This is a genomic window from Mycobacterium sp. E3298 (assembly GCF_001666895.1).
Classification (GTDB): Bacteria; Actinomycetota; Actinomycetes; order Mycobacteriales; family Mycobacteriaceae; genus Mycobacterium.
Map to the genome: position 1 here is coordinate 1 of NZ_LZJB01000361.1, position 17,079 is coordinate 17,079.

Below are 17,079 nucleotides of genomic sequence, written 5' to 3' on the forward strand. Positions count from 1 at the left end.
CCCACGGCGGTGACCTTGCCGAGCTGAACTCCACGATAGGTCACGTTGGAGAACCGATAGAGGCCGCCGGTGGCCGGCAGCTCCAGCGTCACCGTCATCCGACCGATGCCCAGTAGCGTCGGCGCTTGGATGTAGAACAGGACCATCGCGATCACGCCAATGGTCCCGGCGATCGCGAAGATCGCCAGCTGGATCCGAACGAAGCGCGTCAGCATCTATCCACCGGCTCCCGTTCCAGGCGCCTCTGCGGGCGCCGGCGTCTGACCAGGACCCGCGTCGGGCGGCGAGGCCGCAGCCGGCGGAGGTCCGGGTAGCGGTCCATAATTGCCCGGCCCCGGTCCCGGTACCGCACCCGGCGGTGGCGGGGGCAGCGGTAAGGCATCGGGATCGATCCACGGCGGCCGTAGCGGGTTATGCAGCGGATCGAGTGTGTAATTCAGGCGATACGGGTCCCCGGGCACCGGCGGCTCGGGCATATCCAGCTGTCCCCAGTGGGTGCCCAGCAACAAGCCCCTCTTAAGCCGGGGAATCGTCAGGTCGAAGTCGAAATGCAGGTTGAAGAAGTCGCCTCGGACCGCTCGGTCGACAAAGTTCTGCGTGAACGGGAACACGAACGACCCCGCGATGGCCGCGCCGAACTCCGGTCCGACGTCGGCGAGCGCCTTGATGGTCGGCTCCAGGTTTTTGAGGTTCGTGACGAGATCGGCCTGGGCATCGTTGACCAGTCTGTTGGCGGTGTTGCTGAACACACGGAGGTGGTCCAGCGCGGCCGTCAGACGAGGCCGCTCCCTGGTCAACACCTCAAGCGCCGGCGGTATTTTACGCAGCGCATCGGTAAGAACGTCGCGTTGGTCGGCGAACGTTGCCGACAGCCGATTCAGCGCCTGGATGGAGGCGACGATGTCGTCGCGCTGGTCGTCCAAAGTCCCGACGAACGTGTCCAGGCGGGTAATCAAATCACGCACGGCGCCCTCGTGCCCGGACAGGGCGGCCGAGAAGTTGTGGATGACCTCCCCGATCTGTCCCAGTCCACCGCCGTTGACGACCGCGCCCAGCGACGACAGCGTCTGCTCGGTCGACGGGTAGGCCGATGACCGACTCAGCGGGATGGTGGCGCCCGGCTGCAGCCGTCCGCTTCCCTGCTGACCCGGCGGAGTATTGAGCTCCACATGCATCGAGCCCAGCAGGCTCGTCTGACCGACGGTGGCCACCACATTGGCTGGGACCACCACATCGCGCTTGACCGAGATCTCGACGTCCGCGTGCCAGCCTTGCACCTTCATCGCACCGACACTGCCGACGACGACGTCATCGATCATCACCGGCGAATTCGACTCCATCGTACCGACATTCGGGAGTTCGACGTGGTAGATGTTGGCCCCTGGCCCGCGTCCGACCGCGCCGGGTAGCGGTAGCGAATTCAGGCCGTGGAATGCGCATCCCGTGGCCGTCACCACCACGCAACAGCCGGTGGCGAATACCCGCTTGGCCGCAACCCGTGCGCTCATTGTTGTGGCCCTCCGTCTGGCAGCAGCATGCCCGACACGCTGGGCGCCGGCGGTGGTGGCGGTGTCGAAGGCGGGGGCGGCAGCGGCATCGCCGCGCCCGGTATCCGCTCCGGCGGCACCGCCCCCGGGGGGCCGACCGGATCGCCCGGCAGCCCGGTGTAGGCCGACACCGCGGGCGGGATCTCGGGCGGTCCGGGTTTCGGACCCTCGCCGCCGGGCGCCAGGCGCTGTTCGGTGTAGAGAACCTTGGACGGGTCAATCGACTTGTGTAGGAACGGGTTGATGGGAATGGGCGAGTTATTCCAGTTGGTCTGCCGCAGTCCGGGTCCGAGGAACAGCGAGCACAGCTTGCCGGATTCGACCGCCGTGATGTTCTCGATGGCGCCGATTTGCGTGCAGCCCGGTACGGACAGCAGAACCTGACCGCCCCATGTCGGATTCGCCGCATTCATGAGCCCGAATCCTCCGATGATGGTTCCGGTGTCGGCGTTGTAGTCGTTGAAGAAGTTGCCGAACGCGTTCGGCGCCGCGTGCAGGATGTTTTCCAGGGCCATGTGGTGATCGACCAGGTTCTGCGTGACATCGGCCAGCCTGGCGATTTGCTCGCTGGTCTGGTTGCGAGTCCCGGCGATGAATCGCTGCACCTCGCCGACCGCCGTCGACAGATCGGTCAGAGCCGCGTCCAGTTCGGATTTGCTGTCATTGACCACACTGGTGAGCGTGGCCAGGCGGTCATTGAACTGCACGAGCTGGACGTTGCTGTCGCGCAGGGCGCCGACAAAGGTCTGCAGGTTTTTGATGATGTCGACGATGTTGCCGCTGCCGTTGGCGAGGATCCGGCCCACGCCTGACAATTGACCGAGCGTCTGGCGCAGCTTGTCGCCGTTGCCGTCGAGCGCATTGGCGGCGCTGTCGATGAATCGGCCCACCGACGTGCCCGATACCCCGCTCTTGGGCCCCAAATCCGTTGCCAGCCGCATCAACTGGGTTTTGACCTCGTCCCACTCAACCGGCACCGCGGTCCGTTCGACCGGGATGACCGCCCCGTCGCGCATCACCGGCCCACTGTCGCGGTAAGCCGGCGTGAGCTGGACGTAGCGGGCAGCCACCAGATTCGGGGCGACGATAACGGCCTTTGCGTCGGCCGGGATGGGCACGCCGCGGTCGACCGTGAGGACCATCTTGGCCTGGGTGCCTTGCGGCGCAATGGACTTGATGCTGCCGACTTTGACGCCCGAGACCCGTACCTCGTCATGGGGATAGATCGCGGTGGCGGTGGTGAAGTAGGCGGTGATCGTTCGTGGGCCGAAAAACGTATTACGGACGAGCACGGCGGCGGCGGCAATTGTCAGCGCGACCAAGACAACCGCCGTGACGGCCGCCAGCCGCTTGCGCGGAATCCGGGAGGTCATTGTGATCCCCCGATCCGTCCGCCCAACGTGCAGCCAGGGCACTGCGGAATGGAGTTGTACGGCCAGGGGGTCAGCGCCCGAGGTACCGGTGACGGGAAGCCCGGACCCTTTGAAGTATCGAAGGTGCGGAATCCCCAGAGGTAGTCGAAGAACTCCTGGAAAAGTTGCGGGACAAGGAAGTTCGGGACGAACGCCTGGTAGGCGTACATACCGGCGATGGCCTCACCGACCGTGATCTGGAATTTGGCGAGGCCCGGAAGGGCTTTGCCGATGTTGTCGCGGTTCTTTTCCAAGACCGCGAGGACCCTGTTCAGCCTCTCCAGCGTTGGCGCCAAGGTGCTTTCGTTGTCGTGCACCAATGCCGTCAGCTGCTTGGCCACTGCCGAGGTGTTGGCCAGCAGGTCCACGATCTCTTGCCGGCGTGCGACCAGCACTTGGAGCAGGGAATCGGAGTTGAGGATGAGCTTGTTGACCTGCATGCTGCGTTCGGAAAGTATCCCGGTGACGTCGCCGGCGCTTTTGAATAACTCGCCCAGGTTCTTGTTGCGGCTGTTGAGGGTTCGCGATAGCCGGGTGAGCGCGTCGAAGGCCGGCCCCATTTGGGGTGCGATCTGGTCGAGCGTTGCCGCCAGCGTGTCCAACGATTGATTCAGCGCGGCGGTGTTGGTGCCGGCCGTATCCGACGTGAAGTCGCTGACCGCTTCCGTCAGCGAGTACGGAGAAGAGGTGCGCGAGACGGGAATGAGAGCCATCGGGTGCATCGTGCCGGTGCCGGCGGACTCCACCGTCAGCATGCGCTCGCCGAGCAGTGTGCCCGTGCGGATGTGGGCGGACGTTTCCGAGCCGAGCAGGACGTTGCCCTTCATCGCGAACGTCACGAGAGCGTCGCCGTGCCGCAGCTTCACGTCCGACACCGTGCCGACCTTAATCCCCGACACGATTACCGGATTGCCCTTCGCTAGGCCGCCGGCCTCGGTGAACAGCGCCTGGTACCTGACCATCGTCGCCCATTGGATGAATCGGTCGGGTGACAGGCCGACCAGGATGACCATCACCGCCAGGATGACGCCGATGAAGCCAGGCTTGACGAGCTGAGCTCCGCGATACTTGAGCATCAGGGTTCCGTGCACCTTCCTGCATCTGAACGATAGATGTTGGCGCGCACTGTCTTGCCCTGAAGATCTGTGCCGCGGATCCCGAACTGGCAGAGGTAGTACGGGATGGTGGCGCCGTTCACGCCGAGCCGGACCAGCTTGCGGTAGTTCTTCGGCGCCTTCTGAAGTGCGCCGTCGAGGCGGTCCTTGTCGTTATCGAGAATCGGCGCCAGCCGATTCAGCTGAGCTACTGTGCCAGACAGCGGCGGGCGGGCCTCGGCAAGCAGATCCGCCAACGACGCGGTTCCCTTGTCCAAGGCGTCGATGGCGGAGCCGATCGTGTCGCGGTCATTCGACAGGCCGCTGACAAGCTGCTCGAGTCGATCGATCGTGCCAGAGAACTGTTTGCCGTCTTTGGAGACCGTGCCGATCACGATGTTGAGGTTGTCGATCAGTTGCTGCACGGTTTGATCGTTGTCGGCCAGAGCGTTTGAGAACGACGTCGTCTTGGCGAACAGCGAGTCGAGGGTCCCGCCCTGCCCCTGGAAAACTTGTAACAATCCCGCGGTCAACGCGTTGACGTCGCGCGCATTCAGGCCTTGGGTGACGGGTTTGAGTCCACCGAGTAGCAGATCGAGGTCTAGCGCTGGCGCCGTCCGGTTGACCGGGATCTGCCCGCCGGCCGGCAGCCGCTTGGTCGAGCCCGGGCCATCGACGAGTTCGAGGTAGCGATCGCCCACCAGGTTCAGGTAGCGGACCGCCGCCCTGGAGCCCTCCGTCAAGACGATGTTGCGGTCGACGTCGAACTTCACCACGACTTTCTTGTCCGGCTGCAGAGAGACGCCGTTGACGGTGCCGACCCGGATCCCGGCGACCCGCACCGACTGCCCCGGCTTGAGACGCGAAACATCGGTGAACACCGCCGAATACCCATTCGTCGCACCCGTCCGGTACTGGCCGAAGATGAAGAACAGGAAGGCGGTCAGCGTCGCCATCACGACCGCGAAGATCGTGAATTTGACCAGCGTGGCGCGTGTTCTCATCCCGGTTGTCCGATCTGGGCAGAGTTGCGCGGCGGTCCGGCGATCGGTCCGTACAGCAGCTGTTTGAGCAGATCGGAATTGATCATCAGCTGCGGATTCCCGTACACCACCGGGTCCGCGCCGATGTCGGCAATCAGCTGCGGGGGACTCGTATTGAACGGCAGCGACGGCAGACCCACGCAGCGCGGACCGCCCGTCGCCGCAACCTTGGGCAGGTTCGTCGGATACCGATAACGTTCGGCACCCCAGACGAGACTCGCCGAGATGTTGATACTGGGTTCCGACAGTGGCGCCGCGTGCGATAGGCGTACGAGTCCGCCAAAAGCGCAGGTAAGCGCGGGGTTGTACTCATTGGTCAGATCGGTGGTTGGCACCAACAGATGCATGACGTCCGTCAGCGGTTGGCGGTTCGTCGACAGGACGTCGTTGCCGATGTCGGCCAAGCCGATCGTGCTGATCAGCAACGCATCCAGGTTGTGCTGCTCATCGACAATCGTCTTGCTGATTCGGGTCGCGTTGGCCGCGGTCTTCACCAGGTCGGGTGCCGCGTCGGCATAGGCGTTGGCTACCGCCGGTAAGACCGAGAAGTCATGACGGAACGCGGGCAGGCTCGGCTCCAGTTTGGCCAGGAACGAATCCAGGTCGCTCAGCGACTGACCAAGCTGTGGGCCCCGCCCGCTGAACGCTTGGGCGAGGGCGCCCAGTGACTCGTTGAGCTTGGGCGGGTCGATGTGGCTGAGCACCGAAACCAGTTGCTGGAACACGGTATTGATTTCGACCATGACGTGCTGGCCTTGCAGCGTCTGGCCCCCGTGCAGACGCTGGGCCGCGGGCTGGGCGGGCTCCACCAGCTGGACGGACTTCGCGCCGAACACCGTCGACGACGCGATGTCGACGAGCACGTTGCTGGGGATGAAGCGCAATTGCGACGGGTCCATCGCCAGATGAATGGCGGCCTCGCCGTTGGGCAGCGGCTCGATCGAGGAGACCTTGCCCACCTGCACGCCGCGCATCTTGACCTTGGCGTCGGGATTCATGACAAGGCCGGCTCGTTGCGAGATCACCGTCACCGGCACGGTTTCGGTGAAGGAGCCCTGAAACAGACCGACCGCCACGGCGAAAATCAAGCCAATGATGAGAACCGTGGCCAACCCGATCAGGGGCGGCAGGTAATGCCTTCCGGCCGGCGGACGCGCATGGCCGGTGCGCACAGGTCGGCCGGCGACCGCGCCGCGACCCGCTGGCACACTCTGCGTCATTGCCGTACCACCTCCTTTGCTAACCGGACAGGTTGAAGTTGCCGTTCGTACCGTAAATAGACAGCGAAACCAACAGCGTTACCGACACCACGACGATGAGCGAGGTGCGCACCGCGTTGCCGGTGGCGTTGCCCACGCCGGCAGGGCCACCCGAAGCGAAATAGCCGTAATAGGTGTGGATGAGCAGGATGGTGAGCGCCATCAAGATGGCCTGCAGGAACGACCACAACAGGTCGATCGGGTTCAGGAACGTGTTGAAGTAGTGCTGGTACAAACCCTGCGACTGTCCGAGCAAGAACGTCGTGGTGAACTGACTGGCCACGAACGACAGGATGACGGCGATGCTGTACAACGGCGTGATGGCCAGCATTCCCGCCAGAATCCTGGTGCTCACCAAGTAGGCGACCGGCCGAATCGCCATGCTCTCCAACGCGTCGACTTCCTCGTTGATCCGCATGGCACCCAGCTGGGCGGTCACCCCGGCGCCGAAGGTGGCCGCCAGCCCGATTCCGGCCACCACCGGTGCCGCGATGCGCACGTTGATGAACGCCGCCAGAAAGCCCGTCAGCGCCTCGATGCCGATGTTGCCCAGCGAGGTGTAGCCCTGAATCGCCAATGTGCCGCCGGCCGCCAGCGTCAGGAACCCGACGATTACCACGGTTCCGCCGATCATCGCCAAAGTTCCCGCGCCCATGCTGATCTCGGCGACCAGTCGCACGACTTCGCGCGTGTACCGGGTGGCCGCAAAGGGCATCCCGGCAAGCGCTTTGCCATAGAACAGGGTGTGGTCGCCGATCCGGCCCATCAAGGCGACCGGCCGCTCGAGCTGACGGAACAGTCGCGGATACGTGGCCCTCAGCGCCATTGACAGCCCCTACTTCGCCGTCATCTTGATGCCGATCGCGGTGACGACCACGTTGACGACAAACAGGGACATGAAGGCGTAGACCACGGTCTCGTTCACCGCGTTGCCGACGGCCTTGGCGCCCCCGCCGGTGATCGACAGGCCGCGATAGCAGGCGACCAAGCCGGCGATGAGGCCGAAAAGCGCTGCCTTGACGCACGAAATGATCACCTCGGGCACGCCGGTGAGCAGGGTGATACCCGCGGCGAACGCGCCGGGATTGACGTCTTGGACAAACACCGAAAAGACGTAACCACCAAGCACTCCGATGATGACGACGAGGCTGTTGAGCAAAAACGCGACCAGGCCGGATGCCAACATGCGCGGTGTGACCAAACGTTGCACCGGGTTGATGCCCAGCACCTCCATCGCGTCGATCTCTTCACGAATCGTTCGGGCGCCCAGGTCGGCACACATCGCCGTAGCGCCCGCGCCCGCCACGATCAAGACCGTGACCAGTGGCCCGAGCTGCGTGACCGCGCCGAACGCGGCCCCCGCGCCGGATAGGTCCGCCGCGCCCAGTTCGCGCAGCAGGATGTTGAGCGTGAAGCTGACGAGCACGGTGAAGGGAATTGCAACCAACAGGGTCGGCGCCAGTGACACCCGCGCGACGAACCAGGACTGCTCCAAGAACTCCCGCCACTGGAAGGGCCGGCGGAACGCAAACTTAACCGCGTCGGCCGACATGGCGAACAGGGCGCCGACGGCCTGCATCGACCCCGACATGTTCCACTTCAGTTTCAGCTGCGGCAATCCCGCTGACCAGTGGTCGGCACCCTTAGTTGCCATCGGCGCCGACCCTTTCCATCGCTACGAGACTGACAGTCTTGTTGTTGCGCACCGGCTGGGGTAGATTCGGCTGAACCGGCGATCCCAAGCGGATGCCGCCGACCACGAAACGCCCAGCGAACAGCCGAAATTCGGCCGGCGTGGTAACGCTTCTCATCCTCACGCCGGTGCCTCCGTTCGGTCGCGTGAGTTGACGCCGCAAGACAGAGTGCTCCGCGCCTTGAAGCGTTCGGCGATTATGACTCATGCCGAGTCCAGGTGGAGCAAAAAACGCTTAACCGTTATGGAACAACCCGTAACCGCGAGCTCAGGGGGCCGCGAGCGGGTCCCGGCGACAACGAGGGCGGGCCGTAATCCCAACATAGACAAGCAGCTCCACTCTTAAGTGACGGCGCCGGCCGTCTTGAGCTCGATGATGCGATCCCAATCAAGGCCGAGTTCCAGCAATATTTCGTCGGTCTGCTCGGCGAAGCCGGGCGCCGGACCGGTCTGTGGCGCCGCGACATTGAACTGGACCGGGTTGGCGACCAGTTCCAGCTCGCCCGCGCGGACCATGTACTCGTTGGCCCGGATTTGCGCGTCCTCGGCCGCCTGCAGCGTGTCCTGCACCGGCGCCCACGGTCCGGCCAGCGTGGCAAACCGTTCGCTCCACTCGGCCAGCGTGTGGGCCGCGATGGCCTTGGTCAACAACTCGACCGCCTCTGCGGTGTTGGCGGCGATCTCCTCGACGGTCGCAAAGCGCGGATCGTCGGCCAGGTCCGGCAGATCGACGTGCCGACACACGTCGGCCCAGAACTTGGTGGGCTGCATCATCACGAAGGAGATGTACCGGCCGTCCGAGGTCGTGTACAGCCCCACCAATGGATTGTTGGGTGCGCCATGCACTCCCGGTGGCGGGGCCTCGAGTCGCTGCCCGAGATGGTTCGTCAGCGCGACCGTGTGCCCCATCGACCACAGGCCGCTGCCGAGCAGCGACACGTCGACGACCGACGGTTCTCCCGTGCGTTCGCGCTTGAGCAATGCCGCCGCGATGCCCCCGGCGAGGTTGGTGCCGGAGATGGTGTCGCCGTAGGCCGGTCCGGGCGGCGCGATCATCCCCGGCATCCCCGCCGGGGTGATGGTCGCGGCGGTTCCGGCCCGGCACCAGAACGCGGTCATGTCGTAGCCGCCCTTCTGCGACTCGGCGCCACGCGGGCCGAGCGCGCTGCCGCGGGCGTAGACGATGTTCGGGTTGACCGTACGAATGTCGTCGACGTCGATGCCGAACTTCTTCCGATGAGCGGGAAGGAAGCTGGTGAGGAACACGTCCGAGCGGCGGGCCAGCTCGTAGAGCACGTCCTTGCCCTCCGGCACCGACATGTCCAGTCCGATGCTGCGCTTGCCGCGGTTCGCGTGTTCGATGTTGGGGTTCGGATCCCCCTCGACGCGCAACATTCCGGTCTGCCGGAGACCGCGTTGCGGGTCGCCGGTGACCGCGTGCTCGACCTTGACGACGTCGGCGCCCCATTCGGCGAGCACGGCGCCCGCCGATGGAACGAATCCGTACATCGCGACTTCCAGGACGCGGATACCCTCGAGCGGCCTCACGCCGGGGCCCCCGGTGCCGGCATCCGGTAGCCGGTGGCGGGATTGCTGGACGGGGAGGTTCTGTCCGCGGTGACCAGCCGGCCATCGATCAGGAGTCGACGGTCGACCTGTGACTCAGGCGCGGCATCCGCGATGGTCGCGGCTAGTTCTGCCGTGTCCTGCGCAGGCATTCCGACCCCCTCATGTGGTGACGGTCACGATAATTTCATTCTCTTCCCCGGCGAATCTTACATTCGTGTCTCGATAATTCAAGAAACTCACAGGAATGCGACCGGCCCCTGACCAGCGACGCAAGCGCCAGCGGGTTGCCTGGCCACCCAGTTCAACGCAGGCCAAACAGTGTTTCCCGGGTTTGTTGCAACCCACTCTGCCGTGAGAGTAGGGTTCTCATAATTGCAAGCGAGATTCTTTGTGGCTGAGACGGTCACCTGTGGATTAGAGGTCTCAACGTGAAGACTGCGGTGGTCACCGGCGGCGGATCCGGCATCGGGCTTGCCGTCGCGCGGCGCCTGCGCGCCGACGGTCTGGACGTCGCCGTCATCGACCTCACACCGTCCGACAGCGACCACTCGTTCACCGCCGACGTCACCGACCGAGCTCAGGTCGAGACGGCCTTCGCGGCGATCCGCGCCAAGCTGGGGCCGGTCACTGTTCTCGTCAACGCCGCCGGCCTGGACGGATTCAAGCGCTTCAACAACATCACGTTCGACGACTGGCAGCGCGTGATCGACGTCAACCTCAACGGCGTCTTCCACACCATCCAGGCGGTGTTGCCCGACATGATCGAAGCGAAGTGGGGACGCATCGTCAACATCTCCTCGTCAAGCACCCATTCCGGCGCGCCCTACATGAGCCATTACGTCGCGGCCAAGTCCGCGGTCAACGGGCTCACTAAATCCCTGGCCCTCGAGTACGGACCGAGCGGCATCACGGTCAACGCCGTGCCGCCGGGCTTCATCGACACCCCGATGCTGCGCGCCGCCGAGAAGAACGGGTATCTGGGCAGCATCGACGAGACCATCGCCCGAACGCCGGTGCGCCGCATGGGTAAGCCGGAAGACATCGCGGCGGCATGTGCCTTCCTGGTGTCCGAGGAAGCCGGCTACATCACGGGCCAGATCCTGGGCGTCAACGGCGGCCGCAACACCTGAGCCGTCGCACCTAGGCGATCGTCGGCAACTAATTCGCAAGGAGACACCGTGAAGGTCTGGGTCGATCCGGAACGCTGCCAGGGTCACACGCTGTGCTCGATGATCGCACCGGATTCGTTCGAGCTCAGCGACATCGACGGCAGTTCGTCGGCGATCGACGAAGTGGTGCCGGCCGATCGGGAGGACCAGGTTCGCGAAGCGGCGCAATCATGCCCGGAGCAAGCCATCATCATCACCGAATGACGCGCAAAGGGAGACAGAGCGTTGAGTGTCGACGACACGGTCAGCGATAGCGACCGTAAGAAGAAGCGGTATCAGTTCGAGCGGCATTCCGCGGATTACCGGTCGAACTTCAAGGCCATCACCGAAGAGATGCACGCGAATTGCCCGATGGCCTGGAGCGACACCTACGGCGGCCATTGGGTGGCGGCAGGAAGCCACGAGGTGTTCGAACTCGCTCGCTGCCCCGCGGTGTCCAACGATCACGATGTCAACAACCAGCGCCGCGGTTACAAAGGCATTTCGATTCCGACGGCCAGCCGGATCAACGGGGTGCGCGGCGGCATCCTGGAGATGGACGACCCCGAGCACCGCATCTATCGCAACGTTCTCAACCCCTATCTGTCACCGGCAGCCGTCAAGCGGTGGAAGCCGTTCATCGACGACGTGACTCGGGCCTGCCTCGACGAGAAGATCGAAGGCGGCCGGATCGACTTCGTCGACGATCTGGCCAACGTCGTGCCGGCGGTGCTGACGCTGGCCATGCTCGGCATTCCCTTGAAGAACTGGCAGATGTACAGCGAGCCGACCCATGCGGCCGTGTACACGCCCGAGCATTCCCCGGACATCCAGCGGGTGACCGAGATGCATCGGCAAATGGGGCTCGACCTGGTCAACAACATGATCGAGATCCGCGAGAATCCCCGGCCCGGCATCGTCAATGCTTTGCTCGAGATGCGCATCGACGGCGAGCCCGCCCCGGACCTGGAAATCCTCGGCAACCTCGGGCTGGTGATCGGCGGCGGCTTCGACACCACCACGGCGTTGACCGCCCATTCACTGGAATGGCTCTCCGAGCACCCCGATCAACGCGAGCTGCTCAGCAAGCAACGCGATGCCCTGCTCGACCCCGCGACCGAGGAATTCCTGCGGTACTTCACGCCGGCGCCCGGTGACGGCCGGACCTTCTCCGACGACGTCGAGCTCGACGGCACCCAGTTCAAAGAGGGTGAGCGGCTGTGGATCTCGTGGGCCATGGCCAACCGCGACCCAGCGGTGTTCAGGGACCCCGACGAGATCGTCCTGGACCGGAAGGGCAACCGCCACTTCAGTTTCGGTCTCGGCGTCCATCGATGCATCGGATCCAATGTCGCCCGCACGGTGTTCAAGTCGATGCTGACCGCGGTCCTCGATCGAATGCCCGACTACCGATGCGACCCCGACGGCACCGTTCACTACGAAACCATCGGCGTCATCCAGGGCATGCGCAAACTGCCGGCCACCTTCAGGCCCGGCCGCAGGGTGGGGGCCGGGCTGGACGAGACACTGGAAAAGCTGCAGCGCATCTGCGATGAGCAAGAACTCGCCCGGCCGATCACTGAACGCAAGGAAGCCGCGGTAATCGACTAGGTGGGCCCGCGACCTCGCCCCGGCGACAGCCGGACGCCGACTGCGCCAATTCTTACGAGTAGCCCTGCTCAGGGTGGCCGCACCCTATATTTGGGCCAAGCGCGTATGCAGAGATGGGAGACGCAGCCGTGAAGACTTTCGCAGTGAGCCTTGCGCTTGCCATGGTCGCGCTGACTGTCCCGCCCAGCGCCCACGCGGGCATGCCGTATGCCAACTACCGGGTGGACACGCCCCGGGACCCCGGCCACAGCTGGATTTGGTCGATCAACCCGTGCGCCCATCCGGAGCCGGAATGCGTGAGCGTGTACGCAACTCCGCAGCCCAACGGGCAAGCGGCGCCCTACCGGGGAGACGCCCATCTGTCGAACGGTCGCTACACCCTGTCCGTTGATGATCCCTTCGGTGTGCGCTGCGTGGTCCAGTTCTTTCCCTCGCATGACGTCTACTCGTGGGATGCGGTGACGCTGGCGGGTCAGGTCGACTCGACGTTCGACACCGGCTGCGGCGGCGGACCGGGGGGCACCAGCAGTTGGCCGTTCTCGCTCGTGCGATGGTAGCCGCGTGAGAGGTATAGGAGTCGGTCGGTCATGAGGGCTGCGGGCAGTAAGCACGATGGCTGAGGCAAAGAAAACGCAGGACGATTCGGCCACTTCGAGAGCCGACGTGAAGGCGTTACTCGAGGAAGCCGAGGCCGAGGCAGCCGAAGCCGAAGCGCTGGCGGCCGCGGCTCGCGCCCGCGCTCGTGCCGCCCGGCTCCGGCGCGAGGCGCTGGCCCAGTCTGAGGCCGAGCCGGAGGCCGAGACCACGGAAGAAGCGCCGGAGGTCGACGAGGACACCACCGACGCCGACGAGCCGGAGACTGTCGTCACCGACACGGCCGCGATAACCGACGACGACGAAACAACGGACGAAGAGGCCCCCGGCGAAACCGCCGAAGACCCCCAATCGGAATCCAAGCCGACTCGCAGGCGACGCCTGCACGTGCCCTCCTGGTCCGTCGTGTGGAAGGCGGCCGTCATCGTCCTTATCTGCGCCTTCACCGCGGCCAGCGGATACATGATGTGGAACCGCCACGAAACCGTCGAGCGCAATCAGCGCGCCGCGAACTTCATCGCGGGGGCCCGCCAGGGTGTCGTCAACCTGACCTCCATGGACTTCAACAAGGCTAAGGAGGATGTCCAGCGGGTGATCGACAGCTCGACCGGCCAGTTCCGGGACGACTTCCAGGCCCGTGCAAAAGATTTCACGACCGTTGTCGAGCAGTCGAAAGTGGTCACCCAGGGAACCGTGAATGCGGCGGCCGTGCAATCCATAAACGGGGATTTCGCGTTGGTTCTCGTCGCGGCGACATCGCACATCACCAACGCCGCGGGCGCAAAAGATGAACCACGCAATTGGCGACTCAAGGTAACCGTCAAAGACGAAGCCGGGCAATACAAGATGTCCAACGTGGAGTTCATCCCATGAGCGAGGACAAGCAGAGCACCGAAACCGCCGACGACTCTGCCGAACAGACCGACCGCAATAAAAGCATCGAACCTCGCGCCCGGCGGAGAGTGAAAGCCGTTCCCGCCATCCTGATTTCGCTGCTGCTGATTTCCGCTGGCGTGGCGACCTGGCTGTACTTCAAGCAGTACCGGCCCGATAAGCAGACCGACCCCCGCGTTGCGAGCGCTGTCGTAGGTGCGGCATCCGACGGAACGGTCGCCTTGCTGTCCTACTCGCCCGACACCCTCGACAAGGACTTCGCCGCCGCGAAGTCGCACTTGTCCGGGGATTTCCTGTCGTACTACAACCAGTTCACCGACCAGATCGTCGCCCCGGCTGCCAAACAAAAGTCGCTGAAGACCAGCGCCCGGGTGATAGGGGCCGCGGTCTCGGAGTTACATCCGAACTCGGCGGTGGTGCTGGTGCTGGTCGACCAGAGCACCACCAGCAAGGACAACCCGGACCCCGCGATGGCGTCCAGCAGTGTGCTGGTGAGTCTGACCAGAGTCAACGGCCAGTGGCTGATCACGAAATTCGACCCGGTCTAGAACGCCGAATGCCGCTGCACTAGAGCGGAATTCGCGACCCGCGATAGCGCCGGCCGCTAGCCCCGTGGGAGGCCGAGCACCCGCTGGGCGATGATGTTGCGCTGGATTTCCGACGTGCCCCCGGCGATCGTCCCGGAAAAGCTGCGGGCGTAACGCTCGAACCAGCTCGCGAAATAATGGTCCAGGTTCATGTGCGCGTAAGGCCCGGTCAGCCCAGGGTGCACGAGCCCGTCGGTCCCCGCCGACGTCAGCGCGAGCTCCATGCCACGCAGCTCGGCCTCGGACCCGAGCAGCTTGAGCACTGAAATCGCGGCCACGTCGTCTTCACCGCGCGCCGCACGCGCCAACGCCACCGAACCCAACAGCCGCAACGCCTGCTTGTCCATGATCGTGCTGGCGTACTGGTCGCGCTCGACGTCGGTGCTGGGATGGAAGTCGTCGATCATGTTCTCGAGTCGATCGGCGAAGCCCAGCCACATCATGGTGCGCTCGTGCCCCAGCGACCCGTTGGCCACCCGCCATCCCTGGTCGCGCTCCCCGACCAGATTCTCCGCCGGCACCCGCACGTCGGTGAAGAACACCTCGTTGAAGTCCAGATCGTCGGCGCCGCAGATCGACGGGAACGGCCGGCGCACCAGACCCGGGGTGTCGGTGGGGATGATCAGCGCGCTTATTCCCTTGTGTTTCGGCGCATCCGGGTTGGTCCGCACGAAGGTCAGCAGGACGTCGGCGTCGTGGGCGCCCGAGGTCCACACCTTCTGCCCGTTGACCACGAAGTGATCCCCGTCGAGCACCGCGCGGGTGCGCAACGACGCCAGGTCTGAGCCCGCGCTGGGTTCGCTCATCCCGAGCGACGCGGTGATGTCGGCCCGCAGAATCGGCACCGCCCAGCGCCGCTTCTGCTCGTCGCTGCCGAACGACAACAGCGACGCCGCAACGATGTTGACGCCCTGCGGGTTGAAGCTGTGGTAGATCCGGCGGCGGCTGAGTTCCTCGAGGTAGACGAATTGCTGGATGACCGTAGCGTTGCGGCCACCGAACTCCGGCGGCTGGCTCGGCAACAGCCACCCGTTGTCGAACAGCAGCCGCTGCCACCGGCGCGCCCACTGCGGCATGTGCGAAACCGACCGGGGGCGCTCGAGCGTTTCGCTTGCGGCAGGCAGGTTCTCGTCGAGGAAGGCGGAGAACTCGGCGCGGAATTCCTCGACGTCGGTATCAAAAGTCAGCTGCACGGTATTCCTCCGCGATCCGCGCGCGGTGCTCGGCGGCGCCGCCGAGCATCAGCTCACCCGCCTTGGCCCGTTTCAGCGCGAACTGCAGGTCGTTCTCCCACGTGAATCCCATTGCGCCATGCAGCTGTAGGCCGTGCCGGAATACCAGTGACTGGCACTCCCCCGCCGACGCCTTGGCCATCGCCGCCGCCAGCCGGCGGCGGGGATCGTCGGCGGCGATCGTCAGCGCCGCGAAGTACGCCAGCGCCCGTGCGCGTTCCACCGCGACGTGCATGTCGGCGGCCTTGTGCTGGACGGCCTGGAACGAACCGATCGGCACCCCGAATTGCTGTCGGCTGCCGACATGTTCGAGCACCAGGTCGAGGATGCGCTGGCAGGCCCCGACCATGGTGATCGCCAAGCCCGTCAGGGCGATGTGGTGCGCGCGTTCGGAGTCGACGGCGAGCCGTGCGGTGTCCGGCACGCGAACCTCGTTGAATGACAAGTCGGCGACGTGCAGGATGGGGTCGAAGACCGCGGCGCGCCGCGCTGACACCTGGTTCGCCCAGATGATGAACACCCCGGCGTCGGTGACCACCGCCAGGCGGTCGACACGGTCGCCGTCGAGGACATGGCGGGCCGTGCCGTCCAACACCCAACCCTCGGCGTCGCGGTGCGCCGTCACGCCGGTGTGGACGGCGGTGCCCGACTCGTGGGGGTCGAACTGCTCGCCCGCCAACGGTGCGTACTGGCTCATCGTCGCCAGGAACGGGGTGGGATCGGTCGCCCGCCCCAATTCTTCGAGCACGATGGCCAACTCGACGGCGCTTTCGGGATCGCCCAACTCGGTCCAGCCCTGATCCACGTACGACTTCCACAATGGGGTTGGGTCGACGCCATCCTCGGCCACGCTGCGCACCAGCGACGGCGGACATTGCTTGGCGACAGCGTCGCGGACGGTCTTCTGCCACAGCCGCTGATCGGCATCGAACTCCAACAGCATGAAGGCCGCCTCCTGTCACCGCCGTCGTGCGAGAATATCATTCTCGCACGCGGAAGTAATAATCTCGGAAACGGGTTATGGGGTGCCAGGCCGAGTGCCCGGCCAGCCGGGCCGACCGGTTCGCCGTTCAGCCCGCAGGAGCGGCAAACAGGTCGTCGGCGGGCCGATCCCAGCGGTCGAGCGCCACGAAATCGGCGAGCGGCCGACGGCGCAGCGGCCCATGCCCGCCCTTGGGCCAACCGATCACGACGTGGCCGGCCACCAGCCAGTCCTCCGGTACGCCGATCGCCTCGCGCAGCGGGCGCTCGCCGCCGTAGGACGCCCAACTGGTCAGGCAAGCCCCGAGCCCCTGAGCGCGTGCGGCCAGCAGAAAGTTCTGCATGGCGGGGAAGATCGATCCGCCGAGCAGAAGCTCCGACGCGGTCGGATAGTGCTGCTGGGCGAACAAGACGG

At 65.0% G+C, this 17,079-nt stretch carries 19 protein-coding genes; 6 read left to right on the top strand and 13 right to left on the bottom strand.

Going from position 1 to position 17,079, the window contains the following annotated elements; all coding sequences use genetic code 11:
* The 10 genes from A9X05_RS16750 to A9X05_RS31135 form a co-directional block, all read right to left on the bottom strand.
* On the bottom strand, positions 1-215 hold a 215-nt coding region (locus A9X05_RS16750), incomplete at its 3' end, for an MlaD family protein (RefSeq protein WP_368664933.1).
* Entirely contained in the window at positions 216-1,508 is a 1,293-nt protein-coding gene (locus tag A9X05_RS16755; RefSeq protein ID WP_067753303.1) for an MCE family protein, read from the bottom strand.
* Entirely contained in the window at positions 1,505-2,920 is a 1,416-nt protein-coding gene (locus tag A9X05_RS16760) for an MCE family protein (RefSeq protein WP_067782814.1), read from the bottom strand. Before A9X05_RS16760 ends, A9X05_RS16755 begins: the two co-directional genes overlap by 4 nt.
* A complete protein-coding gene (locus tag A9X05_RS16765; RefSeq protein WP_067753405.1) occupies positions 2,917-4,035 on the bottom strand; it encodes an MCE family protein in 1,119 nt (372 codons plus the stop codon). The genes A9X05_RS16760 and A9X05_RS16765 overlap by 4 nt, the downstream gene beginning before the upstream one ends.
* Entirely contained in the window at positions 4,035-5,057 is a 1,023-nt protein-coding gene (locus A9X05_RS16770; protein WP_067753297.1) for an MCE family protein, read from the bottom strand. Before A9X05_RS16770 ends, A9X05_RS16765 begins: the two co-directional genes overlap by 1 nt.
* Positions 5,054-6,316: an MCE family protein gene (locus A9X05_RS16775; RefSeq protein WP_067753290.1), complete on the bottom strand. Its 1,263-nt coding sequence runs from the start codon at positions 6,314-6,316 to the stop codon at positions 5,054-5,056. Before A9X05_RS16775 ends, A9X05_RS16770 begins: the two co-directional genes overlap by 4 nt.
* Positions 6,317-6,335: 19 nt before the next feature.
* Positions 6,336-7,181, bottom strand: a complete 846-nt coding sequence (locus A9X05_RS16780; protein WP_067753287.1) for an ABC transporter permease — start codon at positions 7,179-7,181, stop codon at positions 6,336-6,338.
* A 9-nt stretch (positions 7,182-7,190) separates the two neighbouring features.
* On the bottom strand, positions 7,191-8,009 hold the full coding sequence (locus tag A9X05_RS16785; protein ID WP_067753283.1) for an ABC transporter permease: 819 nt from the start codon (positions 8,007-8,009) through the stop codon (positions 7,191-7,193).
* A gap of 381 nt (positions 8,010-8,390) precedes the next feature.
* Entirely contained in the window at positions 8,391-9,596 is a 1,206-nt protein-coding gene (locus tag A9X05_RS16790; protein ID WP_067782817.1) for a CaiB/BaiF CoA-transferase family protein, read from the bottom strand.
* Positions 9,593-9,766 (bottom strand): hypothetical protein, encoded by a 174-nt coding sequence (locus A9X05_RS31135; protein ID WP_156736782.1) that lies wholly within the window; start codon positions 9,764-9,766, stop codon positions 9,593-9,595. Before A9X05_RS31135 ends, A9X05_RS16790 begins: the two co-directional genes overlap by 4 nt.
* Positions 9,767-10,045: 279 nt before the next feature.
* Here A9X05_RS31135 and A9X05_RS16795 point away from each other — a divergent pair, with 279 nt between their 5' ends.
* The 6 genes from A9X05_RS16795 (at position 10,046) to A9X05_RS16820 (ending at position 14,412) form a co-directional block, all read left to right on the top strand.
* A complete protein-coding gene (locus tag A9X05_RS16795) occupies positions 10,046-10,747 on the top strand; it encodes an SDR family NAD(P)-dependent oxidoreductase (protein ID WP_067753277.1) in 702 nt (233 codons plus the stop codon).
* Between the two features lie 48 nt (positions 10,748-10,795).
* Entirely contained in the window at positions 10,796-10,990 is a 195-nt protein-coding gene (locus A9X05_RS16800; protein ID WP_067273711.1) for a ferredoxin, read from the top strand.
* Between the two features lie 21 nt (positions 10,991-11,011).
* Positions 11,012-12,376: a cytochrome P450 gene (locus tag A9X05_RS16805; protein WP_067782820.1), complete on the top strand. Its 1,365-nt coding sequence runs from the start codon at positions 11,012-11,014 to the stop codon at positions 12,374-12,376.
* A gap of 113 nt (positions 12,377-12,489) precedes the next feature.
* Positions 12,490-12,933, top strand: a complete 444-nt coding sequence (locus A9X05_RS16810; protein WP_197499097.1) for a hypothetical protein — start codon at positions 12,490-12,492, stop codon at positions 12,931-12,933.
* 55 nt (positions 12,934-12,988) lie between these two features.
* On the top strand, positions 12,989-13,843 hold the full coding sequence (locus tag A9X05_RS16815; RefSeq protein WP_067782823.1) for a hypothetical protein: 855 nt from the start codon (positions 12,989-12,991) through the stop codon (positions 13,841-13,843).
* Positions 13,840-14,412 carry a hypothetical protein gene (locus tag A9X05_RS16820; RefSeq protein WP_067753264.1) on the top strand — a complete coding sequence of 191 codons (573 nt, stop codon included), beginning with the start codon at positions 13,840-13,842 and terminating at the stop codon, positions 14,410-14,412. The genes A9X05_RS16815 and A9X05_RS16820 overlap by 4 nt, the downstream gene beginning before the upstream one ends.
* Before the next feature lie 56 nt (positions 14,413-14,468).
* On the opposite strand, the gene A9X05_RS16825 is transcribed toward A9X05_RS16820, so the two are convergent.
* The 3 genes from A9X05_RS16825 to A9X05_RS16835 all read right to left on the bottom strand — a co-directional run.
* Positions 14,469-15,644 carry an acyl-CoA dehydrogenase family protein gene (locus A9X05_RS16825; RefSeq protein ID WP_067782826.1) on the bottom strand — a complete coding sequence of 392 codons (1,176 nt, stop codon included), beginning with the start codon at positions 15,642-15,644 and terminating at the stop codon, positions 14,469-14,471.
* Positions 15,628-16,626 (bottom strand): acyl-CoA dehydrogenase family protein, encoded by a 999-nt coding sequence (locus A9X05_RS16830; RefSeq protein WP_067782829.1) that lies wholly within the window; start codon positions 16,624-16,626, stop codon positions 15,628-15,630. The genes A9X05_RS16825 and A9X05_RS16830 overlap by 17 nt, the downstream gene beginning before the upstream one ends.
* A 127-nt stretch (positions 16,627-16,753) precedes the next feature.
* The coding region (locus A9X05_RS16835; protein ID WP_197499098.1) for a nitroreductase family protein at positions 16,754-17,079 on the bottom strand (326 nt) is incomplete at its 5' end.

What these genes read in the sequence shown, in the direction of transcription:
- A9X05_RS31135 (WP_156736782.1), bottom strand. Translation starts at nt 9,766, where the DNA reads ATGCCTGCGCAGGACACGGCAGAACTAGCCGCGACCATCGCGGATGCC.
- A9X05_RS16785 (WP_067753283.1), bottom strand. Translation starts at nt 8,009, where the DNA reads ATGGCAACTAAGGGTGCCGACCACTGGTCAGCGGGATTGCCGCAGCTG.
- A9X05_RS16820 (WP_067753264.1), top strand. Translation starts at nt 13,840, where the DNA reads ATGAGCGAGGACAAGCAGAGCACCGAAACCGCCGACGACTCTGCCGAA.
- A9X05_RS16765 (WP_067753405.1), bottom strand. Translation starts at nt 4,035, where the DNA reads ATGCTCAAGTATCGCGGAGCTCAGCTCGTCAAGCCTGGCTTCATCGGC.
- A9X05_RS16760 (WP_067782814.1), bottom strand. Translation starts at nt 2,920, where the DNA reads ATGACCTCCCGGATTCCGCGCAAGCGGCTGGCGGCCGTCACGGCGGTT.
- A9X05_RS16755 (WP_067753303.1), bottom strand. Translation starts at nt 1,508, where the DNA reads ATGAGCGCACGGGTTGCGGCCAAGCGGGTATTCGCCACCGGCTGTTGC.
- A9X05_RS16815 (WP_067782823.1), top strand. Translation starts at nt 12,989, where the DNA reads ATGGCTGAGGCAAAGAAAACGCAGGACGATTCGGCCACTTCGAGAGCC.
- A9X05_RS16780 (WP_067753287.1), bottom strand. Translation starts at nt 7,181, where the DNA reads ATGGCGCTGAGGGCCACGTATCCGCGACTGTTCCGTCAGCTCGAGCGG.
- A9X05_RS16810 (WP_197499097.1), top strand. Translation starts at nt 12,490, where the DNA reads ATGGGAGACGCAGCCGTGAAGACTTTCGCAGTGAGCCTTGCGCTTGCC.
- A9X05_RS16775 (WP_067753290.1), bottom strand. Translation starts at nt 6,316, where the DNA reads ATGACGCAGAGTGTGCCAGCGGGTCGCGGCGCGGTCGCCGGCCGACCT.
- A9X05_RS16770 (WP_067753297.1), bottom strand. Translation starts at nt 5,057, where the DNA reads ATGAGAACACGCGCCACGCTGGTCAAATTCACGATCTTCGCGGTCGTG.
- A9X05_RS16830 (WP_067782829.1), bottom strand. Translation starts at nt 16,626, where the DNA reads ATGCTGTTGGAGTTCGATGCCGATCAGCGGCTGTGGCAGAAGACCGTC.